The 13,934-nt window shown below is 72.6% G+C and carries 13 protein-coding genes; 7 read left to right on the top strand and 6 right to left on the bottom strand.

The features are described from left to right. Positions 1 to 34: 34 nt before the first annotated feature. The 4 genes from ACTWQC_RS20255 to ACTWQC_RS20240 form a co-directional block, all read right to left on the bottom strand. Positions 35 to 865: a hypothetical protein gene (locus tag ACTWQC_RS20255; RefSeq protein WP_443317151.1), complete on the bottom strand. Its 831-nt coding sequence runs from the start codon at positions 863 to 865 to the stop codon at positions 35 to 37. A gap of 213 nt (positions 866 to 1,078) precedes the next feature. Beyond that, positions 1,079 to 2,023, bottom strand: coding sequence for an N-acetylmuramoyl-L-alanine amidase (locus tag ACTWQC_RS20250; RefSeq protein WP_443317150.1), 945 nt, complete (start codon positions 2,021 to 2,023; stop codon positions 1,079 to 1,081). Between the two features lie 23 nt (positions 2,024 to 2,046). After that, complete coding sequence (locus tag ACTWQC_RS20245) at positions 2,047 to 2,697, bottom strand: class I SAM-dependent methyltransferase (RefSeq protein ID WP_443317149.1); 651 nt, start codon at positions 2,695 to 2,697, stop codon at positions 2,047 to 2,049. 891 nt (positions 2,698 to 3,588) lie between these two features. Beyond that, positions 3,589 to 4,194 carry a response regulator gene (locus ACTWQC_RS20240; RefSeq protein WP_443317148.1) on the bottom strand — a complete coding sequence of 202 codons (606 nt, stop codon included), beginning with the start codon at positions 4,192 to 4,194 and terminating at the stop codon, positions 3,589 to 3,591. 561 nt (positions 4,195 to 4,755) lie between these two features. Between ACTWQC_RS20240 and ACTWQC_RS20235 the strand changes: the two genes are divergently transcribed. The 3 genes from ACTWQC_RS20235 to ACTWQC_RS20225 all read left to right on the top strand — a co-directional run bounded on the left by ACTWQC_RS20235 (position 4,756) and on the right by ACTWQC_RS20225 (position 7,778). Continuing rightward, positions 4,756 to 5,649, top strand: a complete 894-nt coding sequence (locus ACTWQC_RS20235; RefSeq protein ID WP_443317147.1) for a MaoC/PaaZ C-terminal domain-containing protein — start codon at positions 4,756 to 4,758, stop codon at positions 5,647 to 5,649. A gap of 99 nt (positions 5,650 to 5,748) precedes the next feature. Beyond that, complete coding sequence (locus tag ACTWQC_RS20230; RefSeq protein ID WP_443317146.1) at positions 5,749 to 6,825, top strand: Zn-dependent alcohol dehydrogenase; 1,077 nt, start codon at positions 5,749 to 5,751, stop codon at positions 6,823 to 6,825. A gap of 11 nt (positions 6,826 to 6,836) precedes the next feature. Beyond that, positions 6,837 to 7,778: a 3-oxoacyl-ACP reductase gene (locus ACTWQC_RS20225; protein WP_443317145.1), complete on the top strand. Its 942-nt coding sequence runs from the start codon at positions 6,837 to 6,839 to the stop codon at positions 7,776 to 7,778. A 73-nt stretch (positions 7,779 to 7,851) separates the two neighbouring features. Here ACTWQC_RS20225 and ACTWQC_RS20220 read toward each other — a convergent pair whose 3' ends face one another. After that, entirely contained in the window at positions 7,852 to 8,016 is a 165-nt protein-coding gene (locus ACTWQC_RS20220) for a hypothetical protein (protein WP_443317144.1), read from the bottom strand. A gap of 585 nt (positions 8,017 to 8,601) precedes the next feature. Continuing rightward, positions 8,602 to 9,759, bottom strand: coding sequence for a hypothetical protein (locus ACTWQC_RS20215; RefSeq protein WP_443317143.1), 1,158 nt, complete (start codon positions 9,757 to 9,759; stop codon positions 8,602 to 8,604). Positions 9,760 to 9,990: 231 nt separating this feature from the next. Between ACTWQC_RS20215 and ACTWQC_RS20210 the strand changes: the two genes are divergently transcribed. Genes ACTWQC_RS20210 through ACTWQC_RS20195 form a run of 4 tightly spaced genes read left to right on the top strand, consistent with a single transcriptional unit; the run spans position 9,991 to position 13,891 of the window. Next, positions 9,991 to 11,031 (top strand): ABC transporter substrate-binding protein, encoded by a 1,041-nt coding sequence (locus ACTWQC_RS20210; RefSeq protein WP_443317142.1) that lies wholly within the window; start codon positions 9,991 to 9,993, stop codon positions 11,029 to 11,031. A gap of 42 nt (positions 11,032 to 11,073) precedes the next feature. Continuing rightward, positions 11,074 to 11,940, top strand: coding sequence for a Nif3-like dinuclear metal center hexameric protein (locus ACTWQC_RS20205; RefSeq protein ID WP_443317141.1), 867 nt, complete (start codon positions 11,074 to 11,076; stop codon positions 11,938 to 11,940). After that, positions 11,937 to 12,680: a zinc ribbon domain-containing protein gene (locus ACTWQC_RS20200; RefSeq protein WP_443317266.1), complete on the top strand. Its 744-nt coding sequence runs from the start codon at positions 11,937 to 11,939 to the stop codon at positions 12,678 to 12,680. The genes ACTWQC_RS20205 and ACTWQC_RS20200 overlap by 4 nt, the downstream gene beginning before the upstream one ends. Before the next feature lie 5 nt (positions 12,681 to 12,685). Further along, positions 12,686 to 13,891 carry a bifunctional RNase H/acid phosphatase gene (locus ACTWQC_RS20195; protein WP_443317140.1) on the top strand — a complete coding sequence of 402 codons (1,206 nt, stop codon included), beginning with the start codon at positions 12,686 to 12,688 and terminating at the stop codon, positions 13,889 to 13,891. Positions 13,892 to 13,934: the final 43 nt, after the last annotated feature.

The following is a 13,934-nucleotide window of genomic DNA, read 5'->3' as shown; positions in this document are numbered from 1 at the left end:
GACGGGCGAAGGGCCGGTGGCGTGCTCCCAGCCGCTAGCCGCGCTGGATGCCCGACGTGTCCTGAAGGACGCCCCTGCGGCCGTCCTGCGTCTGGGCGACGAGGGCCGGGCCGCGCTGCTCGACCGCGAGGTACCACGTGCCGGGCGCCAGCTCGGCGATCGGCCTCGGCGAGCCGTCCTCCGCGTACAGCGGCCGCGCGACCGGCACGGCGAACCAGAACGGCGCGAAGTCACCGGCGGGCCCCGCCGCGGGACCGGGCTGCTGAACCTGCTGCTGGCCGCCGTAGGGCTGCGGCTGCTGGCCGCCCGGCTGGCCCTGCTGCGCACCGTACGGGGACGGGCCGCCCTGCTGGCCCGGGTAGCCGTAGCCCGGGTTCGGTCCGGCGCCGTACGGGGACGGGGCCGGCTGGCCCGGAGTGCCCAGCAGCGGGGCCTGGAGCGCCGGGATACGGGTGCTGAGCACGGCGCCCGCGGCGAGCGCGAGGGCGGCGAGCAGCCCCAGGATCTGGCCGATGCCGGGGCCGACGCTGTCGACGTCGGGGCCACCGAGGATCGTCCACAGCGCGGTCCAGGCCGCGAACGCCGAGAGCGCCATGCCCCACTGCTCCAGGCCGAGTCCGGCGAGCTTGCGACCCGCGGGCTGGAAGCGGGCGGCGACGATCAGTCCGGCGGCGATCAGGCCGGCGAGGTAGATCGAGGGGAGCACCGGGAAGAGTTCGGATTCCCACGTGCTGGGAACGCTGCTGTCGTTGCAGAACTCGCCGCTGCAGTCGACGGAGTAGAAGTCGAGGAACGAGGCGATGAAGAGCAACACCGCTGCTCCGATCACCACGCCGTCGCCTCGAGTGAGGGAGCGGATATTCACGTGAAGTCCTTAGTCAATCTCGTCTGTGCCGTCGCTGTCGCCGGAACGCGCGGGGCGTGGCGCGAGGGTGGCCCCCCATCGTACGGATGAATCTATCGGTCGGTCGCGTGGGGTGTCCCGCCGGTTACAGAGGTCACGAGACGTCGTGGGACTGCACGAGAGGTCACGAGAGGTCACGACACATCACGGGGCATCACGTGAGAGCGTGACAGGTCACGATTTGAGGTAGCCCTCGATGCCGTCCGCGATGCCCTGCGCCGCGCGCTGCCGCCACTTCGCGCTCGTCAGCCGCGCGGCGTCCTGCGCGTCGCGCATGTTGCCGCACTCGATGAACACCTTCGGGACCGTGGAGAGGTTGAGCCCGCCGAGGTCGGAGCGCACGTCCAGGCCCGTGCCGTCGCCGATGTAGTTGGACGGGATGCTGCTCGTCTCGCGGACGAAGTTGCCCGCGATCCGCTCGCCGAGCTCGCGCGAAGGCCTGACGATCGGCGCGGTGTCGGCGTCTCCGTGGCTGACCTTCGCCGGGAGGATGACGTGGAAGCCGCGGTTGCCGGTCGCGGAGCCGTCCGCGTGGACGGAGACGACGGCGTCCGCGTGCTCCTTGTTCCCGATCCGGGCGCGCTCGTCGACGCAGGGGCCGTACGGCCGGTCGCCGTCCTGCGTGAACGTCACCGTCGCGCCCTGCGCCTCGAGGAGCTTACGGATGCGACGCGAGACGTCGAGGGTGAAGGTCGCCTCGGTGTAACCGCCGTTGGTGGACGTGCCGCTGGTGTCGCACTCCTTGCGGCCGGTGCCGATGTCGACCGTGCGGGCGATCTCGCGGGGGTGGTCGCGGTTGCCTGGGTTGTGGCCCGGGTCGATGACGACGACCTTGCCGGAGAGCGGGCCGCTCCGCCCGCGGTCCGGTGAACTGCTCGGTGAGCTGTGCGGCGGGCTGCCCGGGCGGGACGGGGCGGCGGTGCGCGGGCGGCTGGTCGAGGTCGCGGCAGGCGCCCCCGGCTTGCCCGCGCCTCTCGCCGACGGCTCGCCCTCGGCCTTCGGCGGCGACGGCTGCTGCGCGCTGCAGGACACGGCGAGCGCGCCGAATGCGGCGAGGGCTGCGAGGAGGGCGCCGCGGCCGATGCGGCGCAGCGCGGGGGATGGGCTGCCGTTCGACACGTCCGCGATGCTAGTCGGCCACCTCAGACGCCCGCGCCCGTACGCCGCAGGACATGGAGGGACCGGGTCGCGGAGACCTCGGTGAAGGCGCCGGACTCGAGGGCGCGGCGGTAGATACGGAACGGTGCCTGGCCGCCGTCCGCGGGGTCCGCGAAGACGTCGTGGATGACGAGGAAGCCGTCGGCCGCCACGTGCGGTGCCCAGCCCTCGTAGTCGGCCGTGGCGTGCTCGTCGGTGTGGCCGCCGTCGATGAAGACGAGGCCGAGCGGCCTGCCCCAGAGCGCCGCGACCCGGGGGGACCGGCCGACGACGGCGACGACGTGGTCCTCGAGGCCCGCCTTGAAGAGCGTGCGGCGGAAGGTGGGGAGGGTGTCCATCCGGGAGACCGCGGGGTCCGGGTCGACCACGGCCGGGTCGTGGTACTCCCAGCCCGGCTGCTGCTCCTCCGAGCCGCGGTGATGGTCGACGGTGACGGCGACCGTCCCGCCCTCGCGGGCCGCGTCGGCGAGGAGAATCGTGGAGCGGCCGCAGTACGTGCCGACCTCGAGGAGGGGGAGCCCGAGCCCGGCCGCTTCGGTCGCCGCGGCGTGCAGCGCGAGGCCCTCGTCGACCGGCATGAAGCCCTTCGCCGCTTCAAAAGCGGCCAATATGTCAGGTTTGGGGCCCGGTCCCATGGGCTTCCTCCTGGTCGTACGGGTACGGATGCGCGTGAGGAGGTCTCGCTGCGCCGTCGCCGGCTCGGCTGCCCATGCTGCCGGATGCCCGCCGACGGGCCGCGGGCGGGGGGCCGGGGTCCGCTTGCGAACCCGTCGAAAGCCAGGAAATTGATTGTGATGTGGATCACGGGACAAATGGCAAGTCGCCCGTGACGTAGGCCACTTGGGGCTACCCGTGTTGAGCGGGAGTGCGTCTCGTGCTTGTAATCTGAGCGGGCTTCACCAGCTCCTCCCTACAGCTTCGTTGGGCACTGATAACGCCCGCGGAGGCCCTGTCCTCCAGGGCCTGTTGGAGGAGTCAGGAGGAAGCGGTGGCAGATCCGCGTATGAGGAAGCCCGGCAGGCGATGGACCGGCCCTGAGAAGTGGCAGGTCGTCATCGGGGTGTTAGGGCTTCTCGTGGCGATCGCCACGGGTGTGGGGCAGTTTGTCCGGTAGTTGCCGGATGCCGCACGTGAGGACGGCTGAGGCCTGGAGCTCATGCAGTGAGCCCGGCCGAGTCTAGGGCGGCCGGGCTCATCAACTGCAACCGCGAGGGTCTGGCTCTGGATGCCCCCAGGGTCAGGCCCTCTGCGTGTGCTCCGCAATTACTCTACAGTTTTCTGGCGGCTCGTAACCCCGCCATTGGCGGTCTGACCTGCAGTGCCATGCGGAGTGCCAGGCGGCTGGGCCGAGTGAACGCAGAGGCGCCCAGGCCGCAAGCAGGGACGATGTTCGGTGTCATGCACCCGACGACAGGTGCTGACAGGCCGGAGTGCCATGTGGAGTGCCACCTTGGCTTCGGCCCGTGGCTCCGGCCCGGCCTCGCCGGATGAACCGGCTTGCGCCGGGGGGCGGCATCGCGTGGTGGTCAGAGCCAGCCGTGCAGGCGGGCGGCGCGTGCGGCCTCCATGCGGGTGCGGGTACCGGTCTTGCCGATCGCGGAGGACATTTCGTCGCGGACCGTGTCCTCGGAGAGGTGCAACTTCGCCGCGATGTCGGCGACCGCCGCGCCGTCCGCCACCGCCGCGAGGACATCGCGCTCGCGCACCGTGAGCGGATTCGGGCCCGCACTCAGTGCGGCCGCGGCCAGGGCAGGGTCGATGACCGACTCGCCCGACAGGACGCGGCGGATCGCCTCGGCCAGCTCCTCGACCGGGCCGTCCTTGACCAGGAAACCCGCAGCCCCGGCCTCCATGGCGCGGCGCAGGTGACCGGGCCGGCCGAAGGTGGCCAGGATGAGAACGCGGCAGTCCGGAATCTCGTCGCGGAGGTCGGCGGCCGCGTCGAGTCCGCTGCGGCCACGGAGTTCGACGTCCAGGAGCGCGACGTCGGGGCGGGCGTTCAGGGCGGCGGCCACGACCTCGTCCCCGCGGCCGACCTGCGCCACGACCTCGATGTCCTGCTCGAGACCGAGCAGCAGGGCCAGCGCGCCGCGCATCATGCCCTGGTCCTCGGCCAGCAGGACTCTGATCATGGCGTGCGCTCCGACAGACCCTTCGGGCCGGTGCCGGCCGTATCGCCGGTGCCGCGCGTGTCGTTCATACCGCTCATTCCCCCCATGTCGCCCGTATTCTGACCTGTTCGGTCCGAGCTTACGCCGCGGCCGTCATGGCCGATATCCAGCCGGACCCGCTCAGCGGCGTCGCGCACCTCGATGAGCGCCCGGGGCGATCACACGGCCGCATCTGACGTGCCGTCAGCAGTCTTCCCATGTGCTGAGGGGTGCGTTATACATGGGTGCCATCGGCTAGAACGCGTTCTAGAACATGCCTGGCGGATCACGCCACTGCGGCGGCTTCTTCCCCTGACCCGCCCTTTCCCGAAACTGAGGCTCCCCCCGGATCCGGGTCACGGGAAAGGGCGGGACAGCGGAGACGACGCCGGACACGCCCCAGGCCGGGAGCGCGGGCGCGTTCCGGCCGACCGGATACGGCCCCGGTGCGACTGACGGTGCGGACGGCCGCGCCGGGGTCTCCGCCTTCGGCACCCGCACCCGTACCCCGCACACTCACGTGGCGAAGGAGCAGCACCGAGCATGCCCATCGACGTCGCACAAGCCCTCTCGGCCGAGCCCCGCAGGACAGACCTCGCCTGGGACCACAAGGACGTCCTGCTCTACCACCTCGGCGTGGGCGCCGGAATCCCGGCCACCGACCCCGACGAGCTGCGCTACACCCTGGAGAGCAGGCTCCACGTACTCCCCAGCTTCGCCACCGTCGCGGGTGGCGCCCTCGCCGCGGCCGGTGGGCTCGCCTCGCCCGGCGTCGACATCGACCTGGCCGCCGTCCTGCACGGCGGCCAGCACATCGAACTGCACCGGCCGCTGCCGGTGAAGGGCCGGGCGGCCCACTCGTCGCGGATCGCCGCCGTGTACGACAAGGGCAAGGCGGCCGTCATCGTGCTGCGCTCGAAGGCCGAGGACGAGAGCGGGCCGCTGTGGACCAGCGACACCCGGATCTTCGTACGCGGCGAGGGCGGCTTCGGCGGGGAGCGCGGCCCCTCCGAGCGCCTCGAACTCCCCGCCCGCGCGCCCGACATCACCGTCGAGCGCCCGATCCGCGAGGACCAGGCGCTGCTCTACCGGCTCTCCGGCGACTGGAACCCGCTGCACGCCGACCCCGACTTCGCCAAACGCGCGGGCTTCGACCGGCCGATCCTGCACGGCCTGTGCAGCTACGGGATCACGCTCAAGGCCGTGGTGGACACGGCACTCGGCGGTGACGTGACCCGCGTCCGCTCGTACACCACCCGCTTCGCCGGGGTCGTCTTCCCGGGCGAGACCCTGCGCGTCCGGATGTGGCGGGACGGCGCCGCACCCGGCCGCATCCAGGTGTCGGTGACGGCCGTCGAGCGCGACGACGCACCGGTTCTCGCCGACACGACCGTTGAGCATGCATCACCGCACGGCCCGCACCGACAGCGCCCCTGAAGAGAGGCGGACGGGCGGGCCCTGCGACGTCAGCCGCTGATGTGAGAGCATCCCCGGCCCTTTGGGGTTGGGGATGGGGACTGCGAAGGGAGTCGTACCATGCGCGCCGCCATACTGCACGAGACAGGGCAGGACAAGCTCGAGGTCCTCGACGACGTCGAGGCGGTCGGCTTCGGCCCGGGGAAGGTGAAGCTGCGCATCCGGGCCACCGGGCTGTGCCACTCCGACATGTCCGCGATGAACGGCGTGCTGCCGCAGCCCGCCCCCTTCGTTCCGGGCCACGAGGGCGCGGGCGAGGTTCTCGACGTCGGCGACGGCGTCACCGGGCTCAGCCCGGGGGACCGCGTGCTGGTGTGCTGGCTGCCGGCCTGCGGCGGCTGTCCGTCCTGCAAGCGCGGCCAGAGCCACCTCTGCCTCGCCGGCTTCCTGAGCGCCGGGACCCCCAACTTCAAGCGCCCGGACGGCGAGGTCTTCGGCTTCGCGGGCACCGGCACCTTCGCCGAGGAGGTCGTGATCGGGGCCGGATGCGCCGTACCGATCCCGGACGACGTGCCATACGACATCGCGGCGCTGATCGGCTGTGGCGTCACCACCGGGCTCGGCGCCGCGCTCAACACCGCGAAGGTAGAGGCCGGTTCCTCGGTCGCCGTGATCGGCTGCGGCGGCGTCGGCATCAGCGTCATCCAGGGCGCGCGGGCGTCGGGCGCCGCGCAGATCGTGGCCGTCGACCCGGTCGCCGGCCGGCGCGAGTCCGCGCTGCGCTTCGGTGCCACCGAGGTCGTGGCACCGGAAGGACTCGAGGACGCCAAGGCCCGTATCACCGGCGGCGAGGGCTTCGACTACGTCTTCGAGGTCGTCGGCAAGTCCGCCACGGCCCGCACGGCGTACGACTGCACCCGCCGCGGCGGGACGCTGTGCGTCGTCGGCGCCGGCGCGATGGACGACTTCCTGCAGGTCAACATGTTCGAGTTGTTCTTCGACGAGAAGCGCATCCTGCCCTCGTTGTACGGCGGCGGCGACGTGCTCAGGTCGTACGAGCGGACCGTCGCGCTGTGGCGGGCGGGCCGTATCGACCTGGAAGGGCTCATCACCCACCGCGTCCAGCTCGCCGAGGTCAACGATGCCCTCGACCAGATGCGGACGGGCGAGGCGCTGCGCACCTGCATCGAGATCTGATGGGAGCCCGCATGACTCTGGACGGGAAGACCGCGATCGTCACGGGCGCCGGACGCGGACTCGGGCGGGCCGAGGCCCTCGAACTCGCCCGCCTCGGCGCCCGCGTGGTGGTCAACGACTTCGGGCAGCCGGGGCGGGACGGCTCGGGCGAGGCGTCCGCGGCCCCCGCGGAACAGGTCGTCGCGGAGATACGCGCCGAGGGCGGGCAGGCCGTGGCCCACGTGGGCGACGTGGCCGACCACGAGCAGGCGCGCGGGCTGATCCGGCTCGCCGTCGACACGTACGGTTCGCTCGACATCCTGGTCAACAACGCGGGCATCCTGCGGGACCGGATGATCTTCTCGATGACCGAGGATGAATGGGACTCGGTGATCCGGGTGCACCTCAAGGGGCACTTCAATACGACGCACTTCGCGGCCGCGCACTGGCGCGAACGGTCGAAGGCGGCGGGCGGGCCGGTCTACGGGAGGATCGTGAACACCTCGTCCGAGGCTTTCCTCGCCGGGTCGGCGGGGCAGCCCAACTACGCGGCGGCCAAGGGCGGCATCGTGGGTCTCACCACGTCGACGGCGCTGGCGCTCGCGAAGTACGGCGTGACGGCCAACGCCATCTGCCCGCGCGCCAGGACGCGTATGACCGAGGACGTGTTCGCGGGCGCGGGTCTCGGCGGACCGGAGGACGGCGGTCTGGACGCGCTCGCGCCCGAGCACGTCTCGCCGCTCGTCGGCTATCTCGCCGCGCCGGCCGCCGCGAAGGTCAACGGCCAGGTGTTCGTGGTCCACGGCGGCATGGTCGCGCTCCTTGAACGCCCCAGGGTGGTCGCCAAATTCGACACGGCCAAAGAGGTCTTCAGCCACGAGGAGCTCGACGAGCTGCTGACCCCGTACTTCGCGGACCGCCCGCGGAGCGAGACCTTCGCGGCGGCGGAGGTGCTCGGGCTCAGGAAGGGATAGGGGAGGGGAGGGGACAGTGCCCCTGTCCCGCCACGCGTGGCAGGGCGGGACAGGGGAGAATCCGCGGCCCGCCCTACGTCCGCGGGTCCTGGGCCGGGCGGCGGTGCCGGCCCTGGGCCGGAGCCTGGCGGTCCTCGGATGCGGCCTGGCCGCGGTGCTTGCCGGGGCCGGCTGCCGCCTGGGCGGCGGAGGGGCCGTGCGGACGTGGCTGAGTCGTGTCGGTCCGTGCTTCGGACATGTGGAAAGTCACCCCGTGGATCGTTGTGCGTCGTGCCGTGCGAGGGGCCGACCGCAGTGGCGGCGGCATCGCGCCAACGCCCATCCGGAGCAGGCCGAGTGACGAGGTGTCAGCAACGGGCCCCGGGAGCTGCGTAACCCCGGATCGAGTCTAACCAGCCAGATGATCGTGAAACCACCGGGTGGGGAGGGGCGGCGCGGATGCGCGTGCCCGCTGCGGGCTGGGGTTCGTACGCGGCTGCGGGCCGGTGGCCGGTTCGGCTCCCGGCTGCGCCGGGCGGGGCAGCGCGTGCCTGGTTGCGCGCCGTTGCCAACTGCGGCCCGGTGGCCGGTTTGTGCCCACCCTCCCCCATAGCCTGAACGGCATGGGGGTACCCCCATCGCCCTCGCGGAACGCATGCCCACAAACCGGTGGCCGCGGACGGCGGGGAGGGGGCGTGCAGGGGTGTCCCCGCAGGGCGGCCAACGAACACGGCGGGGAAGCCGAAGGACGGTGCCGCACGTTGGCCGACCGAGGAGTCACCCCGGAGGGCCCTCGGAACCACGCAGCCACAGAGCGCTTGGCCGCATCCACAACCCGCAGCAGCTACTGAGCCTTCGCCAGCGGGGCTTCCTGCAGGGGCACCGGCCGCGCAGGAGCCGGCGCGCCCGCGCCCGCGCCCGCCCCCGCGCCCCTGCCCGCGGCCCCGGAGCGGACGGCGCCGGCCGGGGCCTCCGCGTCGGGCACGGCGACACGCGCCACCCCGCACCGCACGTCCACCGTCGCGTACGGCAGCCGCAGTTCGCCCTCCCGCGTCCACAGCCCCGTCCCCGCCAGCCAGCCCTCCGGCGTGGCCAGCTGGTGCAACTGCCGCCCCGATGGCCGCCACACGCCGATCCGGCTGCCTCCCGCCCCGTCGATCCGCAGCGCCACCGCACAGCTCTCCGGCATCAGCACCTGCCCCGGCTGTACGGCGAAGGGCGTCACCGCCGCGTCCGCGAGTCGCAGCACCTCGGGGAAGCGCACCGGCCGCGTACTGCCGAGCACGCCCCAGCCGAGCCGGTCGTGCCCCGCCGCGTCGGACCGTACGAGCAGCAGCCCGCTGCCCGGATCGGCCAGCAGCAGGCGGTCGTTGCTCTCCTCCGTGATCTGCAGCAGCGGGCTCGTCTCGCCGCCTCGCGCCAGGTCCACGGCCACGGCCTTCACCCGGCCGTCGTCGGCCGACTCCCGGTCGAGCGCGAGAAGTTGGCCCGTACGGTCCAGCCACGCCCCGCCGGTGCACAGCCCCGGCAGCTCGGTGATGCGCTCCGGGCCGCCGGACGGGCCGCCGGACGAGCCGCCGTGCACCCGCCACAGCTCCGTGGTCCCGTCGCCGGGCGCGAGGGCGTACGCGGCGGAGCCGCAGGGCGAGGGCGGGAGCAGGGTGAGCCGCTCGCGCTCGACGGTGCCGAGCGGCAGCTCGCCGGTGCCGGGGCCGGTCGGATAGAGCAGGGCGATGTTGTGGCGGTCGGCGACGCGGCGGCGGATCAGCACCCGCCCGTCGGCGAAGGGCAGCAGATCGCTGTCCGGCTCCTCGGGCTGGGAGAGGGGGAGCGGCACGGCGTACGGCTCCGGGCCGCCGAGGGTCCAGCGCTCGGGGTACCAGCTCCCTGGCTCCGCGCCCGTCACCAGCCGCGCCGCGTAACCGCCGTCCGCGCTGATCGTCATCGGCGCCGGCCGAGCGGTGCCGCCGTCCATGGTGGTCTCGAGGACACAGGCCGTCATCAGGGGGTCACCTCCGGCCACCGAAGGTAGTTTTCGCACGCCCAGCCGACTGACGTAAGTCGTAAGCGCTTCACACATACGGGTGTCGATGGGCCGGTTCGGCTGAGGTGTGGGGGCGGTTGTGCTCCATGTGGAGCGCTTGCTTAAGGTAAGGCACGCCTAAGTCGGCGGCGGCCCCGTGCCGTGTGCCACACGAGGGCACCCCTTCGTTCGACCCGTCTGGAGCCCGTCATGCCACTGCGCCGCCGCGGTACCGCCGCCGTCACCCTCGCCCTCGCCACCGCGCTGTCCCTCACGGCCTGCGGCGGTGGGAACTCCGGCGGAGGTGGCAACGGCAAGGCGGACCAGAAGAAGGCGGTGGCTCAGGGCGGCGAGGACTTCGCCAAGGCCGCCGAGGACACGGCGAGGATGGGCACCGACGCCAAGGCGGGCCAGTTCCCGCGGACCGTCGAGCACGCGATGGGCGAGACCGAGATCGAGGCCAGGCCGAAGCGGGTCGTGGTCCTGGATGTCGGCGAGCTGGACAACGTCGTCTCGCTCGGCGTCAAGCCCGTCGGCTACAGCCCGACCGAGGGCGACGACGCGATCCCCGAGTACCTGAAGAAGGACGCGGGCAGCCCGCAGAGCGTCGGGACCATCAACAACCTCAACCTCGAGGCGATCCACCACCTCAAGCCCGACCTGATCCTGGGCAGCCAGCTGCGCGCGGCCGACAAGTACGACGAGCTCTCCAAGATCGCGCCGACCGTGTTCTCCATCCGTCCAGGCTTCACCTGGAAGGAGAACTACCTCCTCAACGCCGCCGCCCTCGACAGGACCGAGCAGGCGAAGAGGAACCTCGCGTCGTACGAGGCCAAGGCCAGGAAGCTGGGCCACGACCTCGGCGCGCAGGGCGGGAAGAAGCCCACGATCACCATGCTCCGCTACATGCCGGACATGATCCGCCTCTACGCCAAGGCGTCCTTCATCGGCACCATCCTCGAGGACACCGGCCTGCCGCGGCCCAGGAACCAGCAGATCAACGACCTGGCGGCGGAGATCAGCCCGGAGAGGATCGACGAGGCCGACGCCGACTGGATCTTCACCGGCGTCTACGGCGACCCCGGCGACACGCAGCGTGCGAAGGCCGAGGACAACCCGCTGTGGAAGAAGCTCGGCGCGGTGAAGGCGGGCCAGGCCAAGGACGTGCCGGACGAGACCTGGTACCTGGGTCTCGGCGTGACGGCCGCGAACAGCGTCCTCGACGACCTCCGCGGCCACCTCGTCAAGTAGCGGCAACGCGTACGGGCACGGGTCGGAGGTAACCTCTCACCCGTGCCCGCACTGTTCGAAGTCATCGCCGCGCTCGACGCCCTCTGGCCGCCGGAGCAGGCGGAGGAGTGGGACGCCGTCGGCACCGTATGCGGTGATCCGGACGCCGGTGTGCAGCGCGTCCTCTTCGCCGTCGACCCCGTCCAGGACGTCGCCGACGAGGCCGTGAAGCTCGGCGCCGACCTGCTGATCACGCACCACCCGCTCTATCTGCGCGGTACGACGACGGTCGCAGCCTCCACCTTCAAGGGCCGCGTCGTGCACACCCTCATCAAGAACGACATCGCGCTGCACGTCGCGCACACCAACGCCGACCGCGCCGACCCCGGTGTCTCCGACGCGCTCGCCGGCGCGCTCGACCTGCGGATCACCGGGCCGCTCGTCCCCGACCCGACCGACCCGGCGGGCCGCCGCGGCCTCGGCCGGATCTGCGAACTCGACGAGCCCGTGACGCTGGGGGCCTTCGCCGAGCGCGCCGCCGCCCGGCTCCCCGCCACCGCGCAGGGCATCCGCATCGCCGGCGACCCGGGCCGTACGGTCTCCAGGGTCGCGGTCTGCGGTGGCTCGGGCGACAGCCTCTTCGACGACGTACGGCGCGCGGGCGCGGATGTGTATCTCACCGCGGACCTGCGCCACCACCCCGCGTCCGAGGCCCAGCAGGAGGCCCGGCAGCAGAGCCCGCCGGCCCTGGTGGACGCGGCGCACTGGGCCACCGAGTGGCCCTGGATCGAGCAGGCGGCCGCCCAGCTCGACGAGATCTCCGACCGGCACGGCTGGAATCTGCGCACGCACATCTCCCGTACGGTCACCGACCCCTGGAGCGCCCACGCGGCGTCCCACCCCAACGCCACCACAGGAGCCCCCAACTGAACGCCGCGCCCGCCGACCAGATCCGCCTGCTCGACGTCCAGGCACTCGACCTCCGTCTGTCGCAGCTCGCGCACAAGCGCAGGAGCCTGCCGGAACACGCGGAGATCGAGACCCTGAACGCCGACCTCGCCCAGCTGCGCGACCTGCTGGTCGCCGCCCAGACCGAGGAGAGCGACACCGCCCGCGAGCAGACGAAGGCGGAGCAGGACGTGGAGCAAGTGCGCCAGCGCTCCGCCCGCGACCAGCAGCGGCTGGACTCCGGGGCCATCACGTCCCCGAAGGACCTGGAGAACCTGCAGCACGAGATCGCCTCGCTCGCCAAGCGGCAGGGCGACCTGGAGGACGTCGTCCTCGAGGTGATGGAGCGCCGCGAGTCCGCGCAGGAGCGGGTCGTGGAGCTGACCGGGCGGGTCGAGTCCGTCGAGGCCAAGGCCGCCGACGCGAAGGCCCGGCGGGACGCGGCCGAGGAGGAGCTCGACGGCGAGGCCGCGGCGGTGTCGAAGGAGCGCGAGCTCGCCGCCGCCGCCGTACCCGCCGACCTGCTGAAGCTGTACGAGAAGCTGCGCACGCAGCAGGGCGGCGTCGGCGCGGCGCGGCTCTACCAGCGGCGCTGCGAGGGTTGCCGCCAGGAACTGGCCATCACCGAGATGAACGAGGTGCGGGCCGCGGCCCCGGACGAGGTCCTGCGGTGCGAGAACTGCCGCCGCATCCTGGTCCGTACGCCCGAATCGGGGCTGTAGGCCCGATGAGCGCAGGGAGTCGAGGGGGGCGGCGGTTCGTCGTCGAGGCGGACGGCGGCTCCCGGGGCAACCCGGGTCCCGCGGGGTACGGCGCGGTCGTCCGTGATGCGGCGACGGGCGAGCCGCTCGCCGAGGCCGCGGAGTTCATCGGCACGGCGACCAACAACGTCGCCGAGTACCGGGGTTTGATCGCCGGGCTCCGGGCGGCCCACGCGCTCGACCCGGACGCCGAGGTGCAGGTGCGGATGGACTCCAAGCTCGTCGTCGAGCAGATGACGGGCCGCTGGAAGATCAAGCACCCGGGCATGCGACCGCTCGCGGCCGAGGCGAAGACGGTGTTCCCGCCGGAGCAGGTCTCGTACGAGTGGATTCCGCGGGAGCGGAACAAGCATGCGGACCGGCTCGCGAACGAGGCGATGGACGCGGGCAAGCGCGGCGAGCAGTGGGAGCCGTCGCGGTCGACGGCGGCGCTGGATGTGGGAGGCGCGGCGGAGGCCGCCGGGGCAGCGGCCGTCGAGGTACCTGTTGCGGAGCCGCTCGCCGCGCCCAGGGCGGCCGCTGTCGGCTGGGCGGCGCCCGCGGACCTGGGCACCCCGACCACCCTCGTCCTGCTGCGGCATGGCGAGACCCCCCTGACACCGCAGAAGCGCTTCTCCGGCAGCGGCGGCACCGACCCCGGACTGTCGCCCGCCGGGCGCCGCCAGGCCGAGCAGGTCGCGGCGGTCCTCGCCGCCCGCGGCACGATCCAGGCGGTCGTCAGCTCACCGCTGCGCCGCTGCCACGAGACGGCGGAGCTCGTGGCCCGCAGGCTCGGGCTCGACGTCCGCACCGACGAAGGGCTGCGAGAGACGGACTTCGGGGCCTGGGAGGGGCTGACCTTCGCGGAGGTACGGGACCGCTACCCGGTGGACCTCGACGCCTGGCTGGCCTCGCCCAAGGCGGCCCCGACGGGCGGCGGCGAGAGCTTCGCGCACGTCTCGCGCCGCGTCGCGCTCTCCCGCGACAAGCTCCTCGCGCGCTACGCGGGCCGTACGGTCTTGCTGGTCACCCACGTCACGCCGGTCAAGACGCTCGTACGGCTGGCGCTCGGGGCCCCGCCGGAGTCCCTGTTCCGGATGGAGCTCTCGGCGGCGTCGCTGTCGGCGGTGGCGTACTACGGGGACGGCAACGCGTCGGTGCGCCTGCTCAACGACACGAGCCACCTGCGGTGAGCTCGGCGTGAACGGGCTTGGCCCCGCGACCCATGGGTCGCGG

Origin of the sequence: Streptomyces sp. 8N616, assembly GCF_052246385.1 — a bacterium.
Classification (GTDB): domain Bacteria; phylum Actinomycetota; class Actinomycetes; order Streptomycetales; family Streptomycetaceae; genus Streptomyces.
This window is presented reverse-complemented; position numbering and strand designations above follow the sequence as displayed.